This window comes from uncultured Gilvimarinus sp., from assembly GCF_963975215.1.
GTDB lineage: Bacteria > Pseudomonadota > Gammaproteobacteria > Pseudomonadales > Cellvibrionaceae > Gilvimarinus.
Genome location: NZ_CAXBFW010000001.1, coordinates 127,745 through 148,576, shown reverse-complemented (window position 1 = coordinate 148,576; position 20,832 = coordinate 127,745). Strand labels below are relative to the sequence as shown.

At 50.7% G+C, this 20,832-nt stretch carries 4 protein-coding genes; all 4 read right to left on the bottom strand.

Translation table 11 applies throughout. From position 1 onward, the window contains the following. Positions 1–137 precede the first annotated feature (137 nt). Entirely contained in the window at positions 138–1,484 is a 1,347-nt protein-coding gene (locus AAC019_RS00565) for a hypothetical protein (protein WP_339896592.1), read from the bottom strand. 204 nt (positions 1,485–1,688) lie between these two features. Next, positions 1,689–2,531, bottom strand: coding sequence for a hypothetical protein (locus tag AAC019_RS00560; RefSeq protein WP_339896591.1), 843 nt, complete (start codon positions 2,529–2,531; stop codon positions 1,689–1,691). Beyond that, complete coding sequence (locus tag AAC019_RS00555) at positions 2,521–3,003, bottom strand: hypothetical protein (RefSeq protein ID WP_339896590.1); 483 nt, start codon at positions 3,001–3,003, stop codon at positions 2,521–2,523. Before AAC019_RS00555 ends, AAC019_RS00560 begins: the two co-directional genes overlap by 11 nt. A 457-nt stretch (positions 3,004–3,460) precedes the next feature. Continuing rightward, on the bottom strand, positions 3,461–20,830 hold the full coding sequence (locus tag AAC019_RS00550; protein ID WP_339896589.1) for a hemagglutinin repeat-containing protein: 17,370 nt from the start codon (positions 20,828–20,830) through the stop codon (positions 3,461–3,463). Between the last annotated feature and the right edge of the window lie 2 nt (positions 20,831–20,832).

Here is a 20,832-nt window from a genome sequence, read left to right as displayed (position 1 = left end):
CATACAGAGGGCGAGAACTGTTACATCACAAGACGTTAATATTTATAAACGGTCAATGAATCGACACCCAACGCGACTATCACCAGTAATGACGCCTGGCCCTGACGACTCAGTCGTTCAGAGCCAGACGCTTTTGGCTAGCTTGCCTGGTCTTCTACCAAATCTTCAAGTTCGTCGTAATATTCCTCGGCATAATCTTCGACCTTATCAAAAGGAGAATCATTTTCGAGGGTTTTAAGAAGCTCTAGATACTGAGCATCGCCACTTAACCCGACAATTCGTATGGCCCAAGCGTAAACATCTGTTTTAGCACCGGACTTATAACTATTAATCATCGCTTCATTTTCTAGCATGGTAGCCAATGCCGTTAAAAGATAGGGGTTATCACGGTAATCCCGGTAAATCTCTTTTAACGCGTACACAGCTGTCTTAGGGTCTGGGCTTCTGGCGCGATTGGCTAGCTGATTGATATACCAGGGCTGACTAGCATCCATCGTTGCGGTGTCATGTACAGCCCCGGCCAATGCGGCGCGCTTTTGTAATATTTTCATGCTGTCACCGGCTTCCGCACGGACTTTACGGCTGGCAGCCTCATCGGCGCCTATTTTTTCAAACAGCGCATTGTAGGCTTCATCACCAGAGCTTGCCAGAGCGTTCATCGCCTCACGCATCTCCTTGATATCGGAACGATCCTGAGCCCTATAACCGGACTCAATGTTAGCCGCTATTGCCGAAAACAAGCGAGAAGAATTAAACCAGCCTCTGCGAATCTCCTGGTAGGCATCTGTGCGTGCGTCTTGAGCGGAGCCTTCAAGCACCCGCAGATACCCTGCAATAACTGACTCCGGAATATAATCTTGAGAGCCCGCCGCCTCGCTCGCAACCGCGCTTTGCACACTCTCAACAATAGGTATATATTCACCGGCGAGAACCTTCTTATTAAAGCTAGCACCATCAATAACGCTTATAAGCTGTTTCGCCATAAGTGCGCCGACGTTTATCCCGTGCCCATAATCCTTTTCCTGCTCTTTGGAGAGCCCTGCACCAGAGACTGCAATTGGGTTTTGCGTCAACTTTCTCGATTCAAACGAATAAACCGACTGACCGCCCTGAGAAGCGGTTAAATAGAAATAATAATCGGGGGTTCGAAGATTTCTGATAGGAAACGGCGTGCCATCACCCACAAAATTTCGACGGTAGTCTAGCCTAAAATCGAGACTAATCGTCCCTTCAGCAGGCTGACTGGCAAGGGTAACGCCCGCTTCTTTTAACTTGTGCTCGATCGTCTCTTGCACCAGGCGCGTAAACTGCGCCTCGCTCAGGTACAGACCAAACACACAGCATTGCGCCAAATCAACCCGGACGCTCTCAATATAATACTGGTTATTCAATGTCAGTTTAGGCGAGCTTGAATAGCTGCTTTCCGCAAAACTGAGTGATAACACCACAACCAGAAAAGAAAGGAACCTTTTGCGTAAAATCATATACATACTCCATGTTTTTATTATGAATCCGAACTCGCATTTATAACACGGTTTACAAAACACCGCATAATCCTACAAGCATGTACTACATAAACATCTCGCTACTCTAAGATATCATCACCTCTATTTGCCCTACTCGGCGGCGCGCTCTTTAAGCTCGGCCAATTGGTCTTCGTTCTCCGCGGGGAGAGCCTTCGTCACCTGTCATTGCGCTGGGCCAGAGGGCGGTGGCGCTGGGTTGTGACCGGGGAAGTTGCGCATTCCTCCAGGCTGAATCACTCTATGTGGCCACGGATCCAGTATTCTCGTAATATAGGGTTTGGTACTAGAGATTTTCTCACTGGGCTGCAATTCGGCTATGACTTTTCCATCGCTCTCTTTTTCTATCCATAAACGCAAGTTGCCTGACACAGAGGATGTAGAGCCAGAGTCGAATCTTACCCGGTACGAACCTGGCTCTAATAAGGGTACCTCTTTAAAAAAATAATACGCGTTGCCAAATCCCATGGCCCATCTTCGGTGGTAAACGACCCGAAAGCTGTAAACACCGGGTACGGCACGAACTGCCTGCTGCCCCCTGAATTGGTGTTGTGAACGTTTCGTAAAACCAATATCCATATAGGGTCGGTCTTTATCGATCAGCGCGTGAACCTTTTTGCACTGTTGGCGAAATGACTCACTTATATCTTCCCACTCACATTGATAGCCATAATAATCACCCAAATACAGCCACCGGGTCGAAATGGGCCTTGGGGGCAACTTGAGACCGTCGAAATAGTCCACCGTCAGCATGGATATTTCTGCATCTGGATCACTTTTATTTTGTCGTGCCTGAAAATACAGGGTAACAGCCTCTTCTGAGGAAATAACATCTTCGTAATAATAAATCTGATCAGAAGACACAAAGAGATTATCTCTATCATAATAACGATGATGCTCAGGCAAAGGGGTCGCACAACCGGTAATGACCAGTCCCAAAAACAATACGACAAAGAACCCTAGCAGGGGGCTAAATCGAAGAAATACTCCATCAATGTTATTGCTCATAAGCGCAATTCTTTAAATACAGTTCTACGTTCTCAGGCAACTTGGTCATAGCACCGGGTATTGTATACTCGGGCCATCCTGCCGCGCAGGACTCTCGCCACTCTCTATGAAGTTTTTCCTGAGCCTGCGCTCGAATCTCCTCGGGAATTTTCCGTACCGCCAGTGTTTCAAATGCCGGCTCAAATATCTCTTTGTCCAAATCGGTATAAAACTCAGGTTCCACATCCCGGTACTTGTCCTCCTCACTCCAAAACCAGGAGCGTCGACTATCGTTGACTGGCAGGGCGTAATATTGGTAATAGATGTCGCGATCTTCAATCGGGATTTCATACGTCGCCATCGTGGAGGAAGAAATCGATATGGGGTGTCTAGGTGAACCACCAGGCCAGCAATAATAAGTTAATGCCCGGTGGTACTCTTGATAGATTGTACGTCGGTTTTGCAGCAACGCCTTGGATTTATATGTCCCCATTATGCTAACGTGCCTCAAACACTCCATATTATTCCGCTTGACCCTGACTAAGCCCCCCATGCTCTTTACGCCATATCGTCCAAGAGTAGAATGATTTCGGAGGTTTTCCAGCCATTGGTAGGCTGTGTCTATATCCATATTATAAAAAGCATAATGACCGCTCACCAATCCTTTGACCCAAAGCCCAGGACCATGCGTATGAATCCAAAGTTTATCCTCCCCTGGATAGTACTGGACCCTGGATGCATTACAATGAGGGAGAAAGTACCTTTTGGGGGGTTTAAAACTAAATCTCATACCATATAATGTATCCTTCCCTCCGTCCATTGCGCATAAAGTAAACGATCGGAATTTTGCTAACGCGTCTCGATTAACGTAATTAGGGTCTAAAGAGCAGCCCGTACATATTATAGAAATTATTGTTACACCCAGAATCTGAAATAGAGCACTGTACTGTCTACTCACCGGCGATTTCCCCATGATTCTTCACAGCCTCGTTCACTATTTCTGGAAGAGTTATCTGCCGTCTTTCGCGCTCTTGATCGCTAGTTTGCCCGTCACCTTTGGGCACAAGATGCAATGTAAGGTCAATTGATTGACTGCTTGGCCTATGTTCCGACTCAACATTATGCTCTGGGTACTGATATGGCTGCTGAACCAAGGGTGACCGCTCCAACTCTGGATACGAATTAGGTGTTAGGGCAGCACCTGATAATTCGTTTGTTATAACTGGCGTTTGACTTAACTGGAATTGATTAGCTGGCTCATCTAGAGCAGGCCTGGGTGGATAAATAATTTCAGGGCGTATATACCCTCCACCACCCGTGTCCGGCGTACGGAGATTATCCCGGAAAGTCTGCACAGCAGAGGGTATAGATTCAGAGCTTTCTGTACATGCTGGGGTCTGACAAATATAGTTGCTATGGGGGCTGTGATCAGCAAAAAGTTCGGGCAAGGAGAAAATACTGCCACCCAGCGAACCTCCTTGACCCTGGTTAAAATTGCCTCCCAAGAACACTGGCGCATCTGAAACCGAATCCACCAAAGGAAAGCCAAACAGCGATGTCTCACCTTCCGGTCGGTTTGTTTGGAAAATTAAATTAGGTTCCAAGCCCCTGCTTTGATTTTCTACATATGTCGGAAATCCCGCCTGCGTTGTTACTTCAATGAAAGCATCGAAGCCAATCGGTGAGCCAGAGAACTGGACACTTCCTGGCTGGATCGTACCACCATTAGTAAAATCCAACCCTTCTATAGCACGCTGATTAATTAATGTCCCTTGGCTATGGGCTGCAATATTGAAACTGGTGTTATGATCAATGCCAGTTTGGTAGAAATCATTTAATTGGCGTGCGTTCCCTGTGGATACCACACCCCCAATATTTTTATCCCAAAAAGACTCCAAAACATCGCCCAAAAATCCGTGCTGAGGATTATAAGCTTGGATGAATTTATCGCTGCCAGTTTGCATTACTCCATTGCGGATTGAATCATCAAGTGTATTGTTCATACCATTAGTAGAAACAGTATAACCCTCTAAAGGCTTATCCACTTCTACAACTTCATATCCTTCTAAATCTACATTCATGGTTTCAGGGTTATAGCTTGTTTGGGCTGTAACATGGTAGAAAAATTGATCTCCTACTACCAATGTCCCCGCTTGTCCTGCAAGCCCCCCATGGTTCTTAACACTTGGCGCAATACCCAAAGTCAGGTATCCAGCTGTATCCGCCATATCCACCATGGCCCCGGCAATATTTCGTGCAAATTGTGGCACATCCTCATGCTCGGTGAAGTCATCTATCCCCTCATAAACTAGCACCGTATTCCGGCCAAGATTCTCAATATTGCTTTGCCAGCGTGAAAATGTATTTTCTATTTCTGGCGTATCAGGATTATCTGCGGTGAACAAACCGCTAAAAGATTCGATAGAGTTGCTGGTCACATAGACCTCAAGGTCTATTTCCTTATCGCGTGTTATTTCCTGAGCCTCATCAGTGTCTCGATTAATCCCCGCCGTGCTATCAGCTCCGGTTTCCGAATCACCTCTAACGGTGATTGCCCCATTGCCCAGTGTCGCATAGGTGGTTTGCTGTTGATCTACATCAGAATAGTTGCCAGATACGCTCCAGCCCGTGTCTCCCGTAGCCGCATCATTTCCAAAGCCCACGCTCAGGTAAGAGCTGGTTTCTTCATGGTGATCCTCGAGATTGGTATAGCCAAAGGTTTCGGTAGACAGGTTTAAGTTTCCGCCGTCCGTGCCATCTTCCTGGATATTGGCAATCAGCGCGCCATCTACCTGAGTATGGCCACCTACATTGATGTTAACCGAGCTGCTGCCGGTTATACTGGTCTGATTACTTACCCAGGCACTGGAGCCCTCGGTTTCACCATAACCCACACTCGCACTGGCACTGACCCCTGCCCCAACGGTGACGCTTAAACTGGCATCCCATCGACGACCAGAGACACTACCAGTGTCCTGCACCGAAGCAACGGTGAGGTCACCGCCAATGTCCATATTCACATCCGCCGCCGTCAGGTTAGCACCACTGATATCGGCATCTGCACCACTGGTGATGGTTAGTCCTTCTCCCGCACTGACTGTGCTGTTACGGTTCGTAATGTTCTGCCGGTCGAGATCATTTTCTCCTGCAGCCACATAAGCAGTGTAGCCAAAGCCATCAGACCCCAGATTGACACCGCCACCACCACTTAAATGCTCCTCATCTAGAGTGCTGCGTACATATCCCTCCCCGGCAATAATGGCTACATTATTGCCGGCACGTAAATCAATATTGCGCTCGGCGTTGATGTCACTGCCCTCTGTGGTAAAATCATTCCGCGCATTGAGGTTAATATCTTGCCCCGCATTCAAACTACTGCCGACTGTAGTAAACATCTCTTGTCGGTAATCAGACTCCGAGGTTGCAAAGCCCGCCGTTAGACTGACATTGCCTTGACCTCCCGCCAAGGTCAAACCGACCTGATCATAGTTATGGATACTGTTTAGCTGAGTAGTATTCTCGGCTGATGAAATTGTAATATCGTTTGCATCCACCTGAATATTGCGATCAGCATTAACTTGGCTTCCTGAGACTGTGGCATTATTTCCGGCTCTGATTACAACATCATCTCCGGCGTTTAAATTGCTCCCGCGAGCAAAAGTAGAGGTGTCACTTTCCGTCTGACTGGTTGTTGTTTGCCCTAGGAAGATACTGGCACTTGGAGCCACACTATCCATAGCATCCATAGCTTTCATCACCCCGCTGGCATCGCTGGCTGCATCACCTCCACTGCCAAGATCGCCGATTGCATCAACCGCTTGCCCTACATTATGGCTGAATGCCATGGTTAACCCGTCCTGGGTAAAACTTGTGCGAGTACTTGTGGTTAATGCCTCTTCACTGGACAGGATATTCACATCGTTCCCTGCGTCGAGAATAAGACTTCCCCCCGCATCAAGGTCACTGCCAATGACATTAATATCTTCGCCAGAATTTACGTTAATCTGTTGCCCACCAATGTAGCTACCAACCACACCTTCGTAATCCTGCTGGTGACGTATGGCGTTAGTTTCGCTTCCCACAAAGGCGCTGACATCATTGCTCGTGGTATCCCAACTGGCCCCGTAACGACGTTTTTTATCTTCGTCTCCAGCAGAGCGCTCACTGGCTCCAGATTGAATGGTGACATGACGACCTGCATCCAACTGAACAGTGCCATTTGCGCTTAGCACGCTACCTGTGACGTTTATATCACGAGACGCATCTCCATATATTTCTCCTCCGGCCAGTATATAGCTGGCCGCATTTGCAGTGCTTGTATTATCCTGTTTGACTGTTTTTTCTTCGCTGACTGACACGGAATCGCTGCCAACATCCAGACTGACCGACGTTCGGCTGCTCTCTGAGGCCCGGAAGCGTTCATGGCTCACGGACTCAATATTGATATCACCCTCATCGTTAATCAATCCTGCATAAAGTTCGACATCGTTATTTGGACTAACAACACTACCGGCAATGCCCACATCGTTGCCGGCCATCACTACAACATCATTGCCTGAATTCAACATACTACCGACTTGAACCACATCGGCAGCGGTATCAGACTGTGATCTTCTTGTTAGGCCACCCAGCCCTGATGAACTACGGTGACTATAATCCAGATAGGTTTCCTGGCCCGTAGTCATAGTGACATTTTCCAATGCGCTTACCGCAATATCACTTCCCGCATCCAGTAAACTGCCTTGTATGGTGACATTTCGGCTGTTTTGGAGGTGCACATCGCCGCCTTCATCCAACAAGGTATTGACCGTGATATTACCACCAGCCTGTATGACACTTCCTACATTGGTGCTACTGAGAGTCTCCACTTCCGTAGTTTCACTGCGCCCAAAACTCTTGTCATCGCGCTCATACAGGTAGTGGTGCTCGGAGTCGGTGACCGCAAGAATATTAGTGTCGCGCTCGGCGTGCAGGCTGATGTTGCGATCGGCGATGATATTGGCGCCGGTAAGGTTTATGTCTTGCCCCGCGTGCAAGCTGGCATCGCCATCAGCGTTAACAGTAGCTTGTGTGTGGGTGATAATGGTGCCGCTGCGCTCATAGTCCTTGCGGTCAAAGGCGCTATGATCCACATTGGCCACGGCACTTAAGTGGATATCGCGCTCGGCATTCAGCATAGCACTGCCACCGGCACTCAACTGGCTACCCTCGCCGACAATATCGCGCCCGGCGTTAATCAGCAGATGTTCACCCGCATCGATATTAACCACTCGATAGGTGGTGCGCTCGCGAGAGCCGCTGAAGCTGCCCAGATCAAACTGGTGGGCGGTTTTATCTTCCACCGCCCCGAGTAATACATCGTTACCGGCATTCAGGCTAATAGTGCCGTCGGCGGCAAAGCTGCTGCCCTGCAGGTCGATATTGTTGCCCGCGTCCATCATCAGGCTGTTGTGGGATACGATGATGGAGTCCTCGCCCACAGTAGTACTGATATAAGAACCACCGCTGCGAGTGTTCCCGGTGATCTGCTCAAACTCGGTGCGGTTTATAATGTCGCCGCGCTCAGCCGTTAGAGAGACATCACGCCCTTCAATATAACCCTGAGCATTTATGATATCGTTTTTGGCATGTACACTAAGAACGCCTCCTGACACCATCTCCCCAACACTTTGATTTAATACACTGTCACCAGCGTTTATCCAAAGCCCTCGATCTGACACCAAGGATCCCAAATTTTTCACGCTTCCACCGGCTGTTAGCTCAAGCATATCAGCGTTTGCTGAGCCGTTGTTTACTAGCTCGCCGGACGCATCCAGCCAGACCCCCTGTGTAGAATCTAAATCCGCATTTTGTTGAACATCTCCTCCTGCGTGAAAAATCATATTACCTCGGCTGCTGATATCAGCGCCAAAGATGGCATCGCCACCGACAGACAGGTTAATATCGCCACCAACACGCAGGGCGCTGTCAGTAGACAGAAGATCGCTTTCGCTCATGCTGGCCAGATAAAGCCGGGGAACGAGAACGGTCTCGCCGTTGACCTCTTCTTCCACCATCCACACAATATCTTGCGTCAGACTTGCGGCTTGCTCTGGAGTGAGTGCAACTCCGGCAGCCAACTCCATGGATCGATTGGCCGCAATTGCGTTATCCATGAGTCTTTTCATTTGATCATAGTCTGAGGTGTTTTGCCCGAGGTAGCGAGTGGTAGCCTGATCCATTAGCGCATCCCGGATAATCTGATTCTCATAGAATGCATCACCCAGTCGCTTGTGGGTCTTATCCGGGTTGTAGCCAATGGCGTCCAGCAAATAGTCCGAACCGAGGAAATTACCGTACTCAGTGTATTCCGGGCGAGTCTCTACCAGGTATTGCCCTTCGGGAGCGGTGTTTTCCACGTAAAGGCCGCCCAGATTATCGGGGTTGTAGTTGTCCGGGGCGGTAGAAATTTCAATGCCCGTGGGGCTTTGCGCCCCCGAGGCGTCTGGGTTTTTCGATTCCACCATCACGTACTGACCACCCGGCGTTAGCACCACCTCTTTACCCTGTTCGGCAGCACGGCTTTTAAACTCGGCCAGCTGATCTGTATTCTCCGCCGGTAGCGTCTGGTTGCCGCCTTCAGTATTTGTGTTGCTAGCCACCACCTCGGAATTACCGTCTACCTGGGTACCGGCGACCGGGCTGGATTCGCCATCTGCCAGTGCTTGTTGCTGGGCGCCGGTGCCGTCCACACCCGCATCACCACCTTGGGCCTGCTCAGCAGCGGAAACTTCTGGTTTTGGTGTATAGCGAGCAATTAAGTCTTGCAATTGGTTTTGTACAAAGTCATCGCCCGCTTCGGCACGTTCTTCCGTGGGCCGCGCCGTAGAGACAGCCACTTGCTGGGCCTGAACCTGCTTGACCGTGCTATCTTCAGCCTGCCGCGAAATAATGTTGATACCAATCGTCTCTTCGCCGCCGGCATCGGCCTGAGCGTCCGACCCGCTTCGATAGCCAGAATATTTATTTTCTAGCGTTGTTTCCGCTATCGTTTCACCATCCTCACCCTCGTCGCCAGAAACTGTCGCTGACTCCCGCGTAGCGTTAGCTAGCCCTGTTCTTTCAGTGCCAAATACACCAAAGCCAACATCTTTCTTGGTATCACTTCCGCCTGAGTAACGCTGTGTTTGAAGCGTAAAGTCATCATCCGCTTCACCGTATAGGCCACCGCCAATACTGATCGTCCCAAATATTTCCTCGCCGTCGATTAACGTTGTCTGTCCTTCGTACTCAATAATCGCGAAAGTGCAGAATTGTCCACCGTTGTTACCGCACCCTTCGTGATACCACTCAAACTCATCAACCTCTTTGACTTCTTGCTCTGCATAATCACCTGAGCTTATGGAAACATAGTCATCCCCATACCAGAAAAGATTATTGCCGATATTAATTGTGCCGTGGTCGTTGACAAACACCCCGTCTTCTACCCTAAGGTCTCCACCCGATGAGATAATGGCGTCTCGGCTTCCTTGATTTTCAACCTCGTAATATTGTGTGGTCGTTCTTTCTATCTTCTTCGCGCTGTACCTTTCATTGTTCTTATTTTCTCTAGTTGGAGAAGGAGTAGGCCCATCAATTACTGTTGCCTCACCTTCACCTGCCAGATAAGTACCGCCACCACCAGATCGCAACAACGTATCTTCAATCGTCCGCTCCCCCTCAATCAACGAGATACCATCGCGACGGTTAGTAATAGATGAAGCCGTCAGGTACATATTGCCAAAAGACTCAATGCGTGCACCAATATTTTGAATGGCCTGAGTAGAAGAGAATCCGGTTGCCGCCCAGCCTCCGTTGGAATACTCGGAATAAGAACGGCCATCAATCACCATATTCGTAAACGCGACAATATCCGCCCCCTCATTAGTTAAGGAGTCACTGACACCCAAGTACATGTCCTCGTTGGAAAATATAACGCCGCTGCTACTGTTTGAAAGATCATCGGCAAAAACTGCCAATCGGCCACCACTGATAAAATTTCCAGTATTTGAAACACTGGAAGAATTCAGAACTAGTCCCGCACTACTGCTTAAAACACCACCGTTTACGATGGATTGCGAAAAGTTAAGGTATGAACTATCGGGCAAGTCAACTGCATTTGGCATCAATTGATTGTCGATAGCTTGCCCTGCGTTAATTTTCGCAGTATCGCTGTTGGCAAGGTTTCCCCCTTCCAACCACACAGCCCCACCAGCACTGATAGTGCCATTATTGATAAAATCGTTTTGGGTTTTTAAGTAAAGGTTGCCCTCCGTTTCCAATACATCACCATTACCAATAACTACGCTTTCCACAACTTCGATATCCAATAGCCCCTGGGCCGCAATTTCACCTCCGCCCAGTGTTAGCGAGTTCATGTTCAAGCGAATCGCGTTATCGGATGCGAGCGTACCGCTATTAGAAAAGTCGGATGTCTCTACCTCAAGTGTCACCCCCGAACTTACCGTACCAGCATTACTAAAGTTGCCGCCTATGGTATCAATGGCAAGAATATTACCGCTGTCAACAACTCCCGAACTAGCGTTGCTGAACGATTGCGCGTAAATACTGAGAAAGCCTCCTGCGGATATTTCACCGGCATTGCTAAAGGCCTGAGTGGTTTGCAAGGAAAGGTTGGCGTTGCTGCGAATTTTACTGTCAGCATCGCTTTGGTATTCGTTAAAGGTCAAACCCAGCAAGCCTGTACCGGTAAGAGCCAGGGTGCCGCCGGTGTTATTAAACATGCTGGCCACATCCAGGTTCAAACCAGAGCCGCCTGCCGATATAGTGGCAGAGTTAGTCAAGTCGGAAACATTAATTTCACTGGCACCGGACCCGGTTCCAATAATTCTAGCCAGGCTTGTGTTAGTCAACGCGCTGGTATTTATGTCCAGTACAGACCCGGACAGTATACCCTCATTGTTGTTTTCAATATCGCCACCACGCAAGCGCAAGGTACCAGCGGATTGTACTTTGCCGCTGGTATTGTTTAGCCCATATTGCGCTGTAACCGTCAGGGTGCCACCGGTTTGTTGAATGCTGCCATCCGTATTATCGAGAGTGCCGCTGGTGGAGACCGAAAAGCTGGCGTTATTGGCGGAAATGCTACCGCCACGGTTATTTAGACTTCCTACGCTGATGTAGCCGCTGCCGCCATTGGTAGACAGTATTTTACCGCCGCCGGTGTTATTAAGCCGCGAGGCGTTTAACTGCACCCGGCCACCTTGCAAGTGACCATTGTTATTTTCGATGGTGCCATTGGTGTCAATATCCAAAACGCCATCGGCAATCAAAACGCCTTGCTGGTTATTCACCGCAGCGCTGATGTCGATATCGCCCTCGGAGTAAAGGGTACTGCCTGTGTTAGTAAAAGTACCCACACCGGTAATACTAATACGCTCGGCCGCCGAGACCGTGCCCGCGCCAGTAATGCTACCGCTAAGCTGCGCAATACCAGCGGTGGAGACTGTGCCGCCGCTAATGTCCATAACACCTGCATTGCCCAGTTTTAAAACCCCAGTGCCCGCATGAACTATGCTACCGGCGTTGATTACATCCCCGATAAACGATTGGTTTTGGCTGTTGCTGGCCAAGGTGGCACCGTCCCGGTTGGTCAGTGTAGCCACGGCCAACTCCAGCGAACCCGACGTGCCGGTGGCGACCAGTTGCCCGGCGTTGTCTACGCTGTTGCCTCTCAGTTGAATACTGCCGGCCTCTATACGACCGAGGCTCTGGTTCACGAGGGTGTCAAAGTCTGTCCACTGCAAGGTGCTGGCACTGATAACGCCATTGTTATTCAGCGCCACGCCGCTGGCTGCTAAAATACCGCCGGTTTTAAGGGTGCCAGCGGGTTCAGCGGTGCGCTCCTCCTGAACACCTATGGCGCCCGGTACCAGGCCGTTTTCAAGCTCGGCCGTGTTTAGACTGAAGGTGCCCGTGCCGTTGTGGGCGATATCGCCGCGGTTGGTAAGCCGGCTGGCTGTTATTGTGGCGTCTTCTGAATCGGTGACAATAATGCCACTGTTAGCCAGTGCGCCAGTGGCGGTAAGGTCAAAACCGGAAAAAGCGGTGATACCACCGGAGTTATCTATTTGCCCTCCCACGGTAGCGTTCAATGCCTGACCAGCGCGGATGATGGCCTGGCCGGAGTTGACCAGTGCGCCGGTGATATCAAGTGTCATGTCGCCATCGGCCAGCAAGTTGCCCGTGCTATGCAAGTCACTGGCGCTGACGCGGATATCCCCGGTAGAGGCGACAGTACCGGTAAGGGTGAGCGTATCGAGGTGATCTAGGTTAAACAGCCCGCTACCGGTGTGAATGATGGTGCCGTTTTCGTTGTCGATTTCACCAAACACAAAATCCCAGTTGGTGGAGCTGTTTCGCACGGTGCCGTAGTGATTGCTAAAATCACCAACATTTAACGTCAGAGTGTCTTCGCCCTCGCCTACGGAGGCCACGATGCCCTGATTGGTGTTATCTACCCACTGCGCCGAAAGGTTTAGGGTATCACCGGTGATGTAGCCTTTATCCGTATTGTGAATCGTGTTATCGGCGGTCAAGGTTACACCCCGCCCAGCAATGGCCCCATCGGTGTTATCAATACTGGCGGCGTTTAATGTGATATCGCCGGCCGATTGAATCACGCCCGATACATTGCGCAGCACAGAGGCGCTGTTAGCTGCAAACAAACCTTCGCCACGGTGCTCGATGATCCCACTGCGGTTATCCAGCTCGACTCCCACAAGGGATACATCGTGCTGAAATACCTGCAGTGAACCGCCATTGCGGTTATCCAAAAGCTCGCTTTGCAGCACAAAGCTGCCGTTACTTTCGCCGTTAGCAATCAGGGTACCGGCGCGGTTGTCGATGTGGTTGATATCCAGCAACAATGCTTCTTGCCCCTGAACATAGCCGCCGGCATTGCTAAGTTGCTCGGCTGTCAGGGTCATATGCGCGGCATTGATGATTGCCTCGCGGTCGTCATCGCCGAGCTGGACGAAAGCATTGTTGATGATCTGAGCGGCGTCGATTAGCAGGTGACTTTGGGTATTAATCTGACCACCGGTGTTATTCAGCAGGCTATCCAGCTCAAGGGTCAAGTCGCCGTAGCCTGCTTGCTCGATAAAGCCGCGTTCGTTAAGTAATCTGTCAGCCTGGATGGTGACCTCTCCGGACTCTGCTACCACCGCGCCGCGGGTGTTATCCAGCGCCTGTTGCAACGAAAGCGCAATGCCATTTTCTGAGAACACGGAGCCGTCGACATTCGCAACGCTATCGGCACTGATATTCAAACCAGCAGTTGCCTGAACGACCCCCTGAGTATTGTTCAAGATCTCCACGACCGCATTCACGGCGCCATCGGCACGCATTTCGCCCTGGCGGTTATCCCAGTCGGCCTGATCCACAGTGATTGAGCCACCCGAATACACCACGCCCTGGTGGTTAACCAGCCCGTTAAACGACAGCTCGCCATCACCCAGCGCAGCCAAGACGCCCTGATTGATTACCTCTCCATCGATCTGATTACTGGCGGAATGGAGCTGCAGCCGGGCTCCGGCGGTATTTTCCAGGCCGTTGCCATTGAGGCGGAAGGCGTTGTCCTCCTCAGAGGTAATCATCAACAAGCCACCCGTGTAGCTATCGTCGCCGGTGGCCGTGGCCTCGTTACGCAATACACCGGATGCCAAAGAGAGTTGCCCGGTCTGGATTGTGCCAAAGTTAGTGGCATACTGAGCATCCAGACTCATCCAGACCGCATTTATGACGCTGTCGAGTTGGTTTTCCAGGTTGGTGGCGTGAATTTCAATGCCGTCTGCCGCCAGCGCTCCACTATTGGTGAAGCGCTGTTGAGCCTCGACCTGAATGTCACCATCGCTGACGATAAGACCATCCCCAGTATCCCAGTCCGCTAACGTTTCAAGCGTGAGCTTGCCAGTAGCGGCGTGGTAGAGATTGCCGTCGGAGTTATCAAACCCATCAAGCTGCAAGATCTGGTCGACCGAGTGAACCTCCAGAGTTCCGCCTTGGTTATTCCAAGTGTTGCCACTCCAGAGAAAATCGTCCGCCTTCGTGGATTGAGATAACACCAAACCGCCATCGGTATTTTGCAGCTCGTCCACGCTTAGCGATAAGCCCTGCCCGGTCACGAGGGTACCGTCTTGATTATCAAAATTGATTGCTGATACCCGTGCACCGCCAGCCACCTGAATTAATCCGTCCTGGCTGTTATTAACCTCAGAGGCTTCGAGCAGTAAAGAGCCTTCCGTCGCCACCTGCCCCGCACTGTTGTCAATATCCGATAGTGTCAGTACGCCATCACCGGCGTGCAATAAAGTGCCTTGCTGGTTGGTGAGTACCGCACCGACAGACAAATGCTCGCCGTGAGACTCAATAAACCCGCCGGAGTTGTCCACCTGCTCTGACAACAGGCACAGGCTTTCGCCCAGCAAACCTGTGGCAAGTATTTTACCCTGGCGGTTTGTCAGTGTATCGGCATCCAGAGTCAGCTGCTCGCCCTGAACAGTGGAGTTGTTGCTTAGAAAATCCGCGCTAATAGCCAGAGTATCGGCACTAATGTAGCTTTGCTCACCGGCATCGGCTTGGTTAATTACTTCGCTGGCCTCAATGGAGAGATTGGAGGCGAGGATGGTGGCGGTATCATTTATCAATGTCTGACTGGTAATGTCTAGGGTATCCGCGTTGATCTCTCCGGCCAGGTTATTAAGCTGACCGGCTTGAATATGCAGGTTGCTGGCACTGAGCAGGCCTTGCTCATTATCCAATACGGCGGCCGATAGACTCACCGCTCCGCTCCCGGTGCCGGCTATTTGGCCTTGGTTGAGTAACTGGCTTTTAGCAATAACAGCCAGCTCGCCATCACCTACCAGTGACCCGCTATTGTGCAGGGTATCGACTTCAAGTTGTAAGGTTTGCCCTTGTGTTTGCGCGATCACCCCGCTGTTGTCGATCACCCCACTCTGAACGGTGGCCGCACCATTGTACGATTCAATATGACCACTGTTGGAAATAGTATCGGCTGTGATGACAAGCCTGGAGGTGGCTTGCTCCTCGGTCGCCAGCAGCAACCCTTGGTTGACTATTTCAGAGGCTGACACCAAAAGCTCGGTTGCTTCCACCCGTGCAAATTCATCATTAGTAAAGCGCGCTGCGGTAATGTCGATCCAGTCGGCATTCAGCCAGCCACGCTCTTGTTCATTCGCGGAGCGGTTAGCGACGGAATCAGCGTGGATACTAATACCACCATCGGCCAGAATCCGTCCCATGTTATTTTCCAGCTTGGCAGCATCGAGCACCACGTTACCAGCCGCTTGAATCGCTCCTTGGTTGATAATGTCTGTATGGGCCGTCAGGTAAACTTTCGATTCCCCCGCTATAATAGACTCGGCGCCGTTTTCAATGCGCCCTGCTGTAACCGCCAGCCTACCAGCGCCACTGTGAACCACTTGCCCGGTTTCGACATTTGTTAGCTCACCGGTTGTGATGGTAAAACTACCACCGTCCACCTGTAAGATGCCGCCGGTGTTATTGAGGAAGCCGGTTGCCGACAGCGTGCTGCCAATGAGTGAATCCGTGGCGACCAAAAGCCCTTGGGTATTATCCACGCTATCGGTCGCGATACTGAAATGATCGGCACTGATTAAGCCATTTAGGTTGAGCAGTGCATCAAGGGTAAGATTAAGCTCAGAGGTGGCAAGTCGGCCACCGGTATTATCAAAGTTTGTAGCATTCGCGCTAATACGTTCATCAGCTACCAGCAAGCCGTCGTCCGTGTTATTCAGTAAAGTCGCGGTAATATCCAGCTCGGCACCAGAAGAAATAACACCGCCGGTATTATCCAGTTGTCCGGCTTGCAATAGCAGCGTCTGTTCGGCGCCCACTTCACCGCCGGTATTGACGAAGCTATCGGTGCCGATAGCTAAAGTGTCGCTGGAAGCGAGCACGCCATCGCGATTATCGAACGTTTCGGTTGCAACCGCTAAGTGACTTTCTTCACCCGAGGCGACCAATAACCCCTGCAAGTTGGTCAGTACGCGCGCCTGAACCGACAGGGTATCACCATGGCTTTCTATGCGGCCCGTATTGGCCAGCGTATCGGCGCTAAGCGACACACCTGAATCGTCTTGCCCATACCCGACCAAGGTCCCAGCATTAATCAAATCATCGGCAACCATACTCAGCTCACCAGCCTGAACAATACCCTCTTGTGTATTAAGTAATTGCTCCGCCTGCGCCGTCAGGTTCTGCGCACTGATAAATCCGGTATTATGCAATTGATTTGCACTCAAAGAGACTCCGGTGCCGGTTAAGTCGCCGCTATTGCTAATCTCATTGGCGTTAATACTTACATCGTGTGCGACCTGAATCACCGCGTCGTTGGTGAGGTGCGCCACATTGAAATTCGCTTTTTCACCCAACGCGATCACATAGCCTTCGGCTTCATTGCGCAGCTCGTCTGCCTGCACCGTGAGGTTGCCATGCGTTTGAATTACCCCGGCGTGGTTGATAATGCCCTGTGTGGCATTTACGTTAGCTGCACCTTGCGCGACAATCTCCCCAGAGGTGTTGTCGACGGACTCAACCGACACGCTAAGTGAGCCTGCGGTGTAAAGCTGACCAAGGGTGTTATCGAGTGTCTGCTGGGTCAGCGTTAGTGCTCCTTCGCCCTTGTGCAGCAGGCGCCCCTCGCGGTTATCGAGCCGGGCATTACTTAAATCCAGAGTCACGCCGTAACTTTCCACTATGCCACGGTTAATGAGTTCATCCACATACAAGGTCAACGCCTCTCCCTGCTGCGAAAACGCGGATACCACACCGTGATTTTCAAACGTTGGGGCCGTTACGGTGACACTCTGGCCACTTATTTCACCTTCCAGGTTGTCAATTTCACTCGCGGTAAGCTTAACGCCGAGCGCACTGGATAGAACACCCTGCTGATTCAAATATGTCTCGGTTTGAATATCGATGTCGCTATTGGAGGAGATTTCCCCGCGGGTGTTAGCGACCTGATTGGCCGTAAGCAATAGTCCGCCTTCGCCAAACGAGATTATCTCTCCATCAGTAACGTCCAATGTGTTCTCGATGGTAAAGCTTGAATCGTCATCGGAGAACAGATGAATACGCCCGGCGCGATTGTTTAGCTCGGAAAGTTCGAAAGCAACACTGCCACCCGATTGCAGCAGGCCCTCTTCATTGTTAAATTCATCAACTGTTAAGCCTAATGTCTTACCCGCACTAATCTCACCGCCGCGGTTATCGATCACCAATGCATTTATATCGAGATTACCTGCGGTATAAAGCACGCCTGTACGGTTATCAAACACCTCACCGGTGGCAACAAAAAGCTGCCCTTCACCATGGTGAATAATACTGCCGCTGTCGGCCACATAGGCAATATCACTTAGCTGTAAATTATGAGAGTAAACTTCCAGCAAGCCGCTGTTAAAAAAGCTGCCGACACGTAGCTGAAAGTTCTGGCCGCTCTCCCCAGAGGAAATAATCGCCCCAGCGTTTTGTAAATCTGTGGCATCGACCCTCAGCGACTGCGCTTCGATCAAGCCGCCACCGTGATTGCTCAAATCATTTGATACAAGGCTCAAGCTCCCGGCAAGCAGTTGCCCATAGTTGGCAAACTGATCGGCCTCAAGCTTGAAGCTGTCTTGCGACTGAAGCACACCGGCATTATCCACTGCCCCTTCTGCATCCAGGCGTAAATCTCGACCTGAGAAAATAGCTCCTTCGCGATTGTCCAATGCATCACTCGCTTCAAAGGACAGAGTCACGCCATTTGTGCCGGCGATTTCTCCACCGACGTTATCCAATGCAAAGGTTTTTAAATTCAAACGGTTTGACGCTGACAGAAGGCCAGACCGGTTGCTGATCCTTCGCGAATCCAAGGTAATATTGGACGCAGATAATCGACCATCGTCATTGATGAGTTCGCGCCCGGTTAAATACAGGCCATTGCCATTGATCACTCCACCACGATTATCTAGCGTGGAAACATCAATGCGAACATCGCCCTGGCTGCTGACAATACCATCGATATTGTCAATATTGATCGCTGCCAGATTCAGCACTCCGTTGCCATAATGCAGGATATCAGAGTCGCGATTCACCAGCCTTTCAGCTACGATTCCAAGGTTTTCTCCTTGCGCCTGTATGCTGGCCCCTGCCGTGTTATTGATAAGGCCGTCAATATTGAGGTTCAGTTCGGCCTGTTCGCCGTGCGCGAGTAACAGTCCACCGGCGCTTTGATACTGATTTGCCTCAATGCGTAACCGTTGTGCCTGGATGGTGCCCCCGTGATTATCCACGCCGTCGAACCGGCCGGTTAACGCATCGGCCGACACCAAACCGTCGGTATTTGTCAGGTCCGCAGCGTCGAGCGTCAATGTCTGCCCGGTGATGGTACCCAGTGTGTTATCAACATCATTTAAGACACTAACCAGCAACCTACCCTTAGCGGAGCTGATGGTACCCCCGCTATTGTTCAGGCCAACACTTGAGACACGAAGAGACTCTCCCGCGGAGTGAATGCTTCCCTCCTCGTTGTCAATGCCCCCCCGAACCCGAAGCGAAATACCTTCGCCATCCGAATCGTTTGCCAGTAAAACCCCACGGTGGTTCTCAAACGTACCGGCATTTACGTTGAGGCTTTGCGCATCAATAAAACCGGATTCATTGGTAATCTTATCCGCGTCCAGCTCAATATGCTGGCTCTTTATTCGGCCCTCGAAATTTTCTATATCACCACCTGCCACCTGTATGCTTGTAGCCTCGGCGCCAAACAGAGTGCCTTGAGAATTATCGACGCCACTGCCAGCTTCAATCAAAAGCTCAAATTGATCCGCCGCATAGATCTCACCGGCGTGGTTGTCCAGTGCATCGGCCGTTAAATGCACGCTGCCTGATTGCGCCTGAAGTACACCCGCACGGTTACTAATACGACCGATGGCCTCAAGCTCAATTCCTCCGCCGGATACCATCTGGCCGTTGTCATTGCTCACAGACTGTAACGACAGTGACAAGCTCTCCGCGCTGTACAAAAAACCGGAATTTTCAAGATGATTAACTTCGCGTAAACTAAAACTTGCTTCAGAGAGCAGCGAGCCGTCTTCCGCCATCCCTGCGTACAAATCCCCCTGCTGGATAATACGCTCAGCCTGCAAAGCGAGTGAATCCCGGGCAGCTAACACGCCGGTATTGGTGATGGTTTCACTCGCACGAAGATCCACCGCTGGTGCGTACACCTGCCCATCGGAGACAATACTTTCTGACGCGGAGGCAATGGTTAAGGCTTCATTGGCAACCGCATTTTTTATGCGAATATCACCATCCGCCGAAATCTCCAGCTGCTCGACCGACTGAATTAAGCCCTCGCTGTTAACACCCAAGCCTTTTTCGGTGCCAATTAAATGAATACTGTGCGCGTACATGCCGCCCAGCGCGGCGATATCCAGAGCGACGCCAGAATAAGGCGAGCTTTGCGAATTTTCGGTCGAGCTGATAACACCATCGCGGTAAGAAAAATAATCGTTACCGGTAAAGACGTTAACGTTTTTACCGTAAAGGCTCGCGTTGATGGACGCCATTCGCGTTACGATGTCAAAGCGATCAACATTCGAGGCGTTGATGCCATCACCTTGAAGAACAATATTACCGTCGCCCAAGGTAAAGCCATCGATATCACCGTTGATCATTTTTGCACGGCCGGTGACTAAGGTTGCCTTGGGGATATTGATAAACCCGCAACCGTCACAAGTAATACCGTTTTGGTTGGCCAATACAAACTCGGCCGCCTGACCTGCAACCTCAATGTGCCCCATTAAACCAGAGCGGTTGCTACCGGTTACCTCGTTTAAAATAATACGCGCTTCGCCACCGGCCAGCCGGCGATTGCCATCGGTCCAACCACCGAGCTGGGTGAGTACCGGTGCCTGACTGTTGTTTAAAATGAGTCCATTCTCGGTGACATTAAATTCGCTATAACGGTTATGCGAGACCCCTGCCGCGGTCGCCGCGGCAATGTCAACAACGACCGTGCCATTGGATGACTCTTTAAGGCCAGGACGCTGCTCACGGTTGACACTCTCGTCGATAACAATGGCCGATGCCATGGTTTGCGGCGCCAGGCCTACCGCTAAGCGCTGCTGATTACTCATGACTCGCGGGGTGCGCGGCTCTTGTGCGGCAGCAGGTAAACGCTCGGCCAAAACAGGGTTAGCAATCATGGCAACAATAAGCGGTAAAGAAACGAGTTGATTTTTAGAATTACTGTCCATAG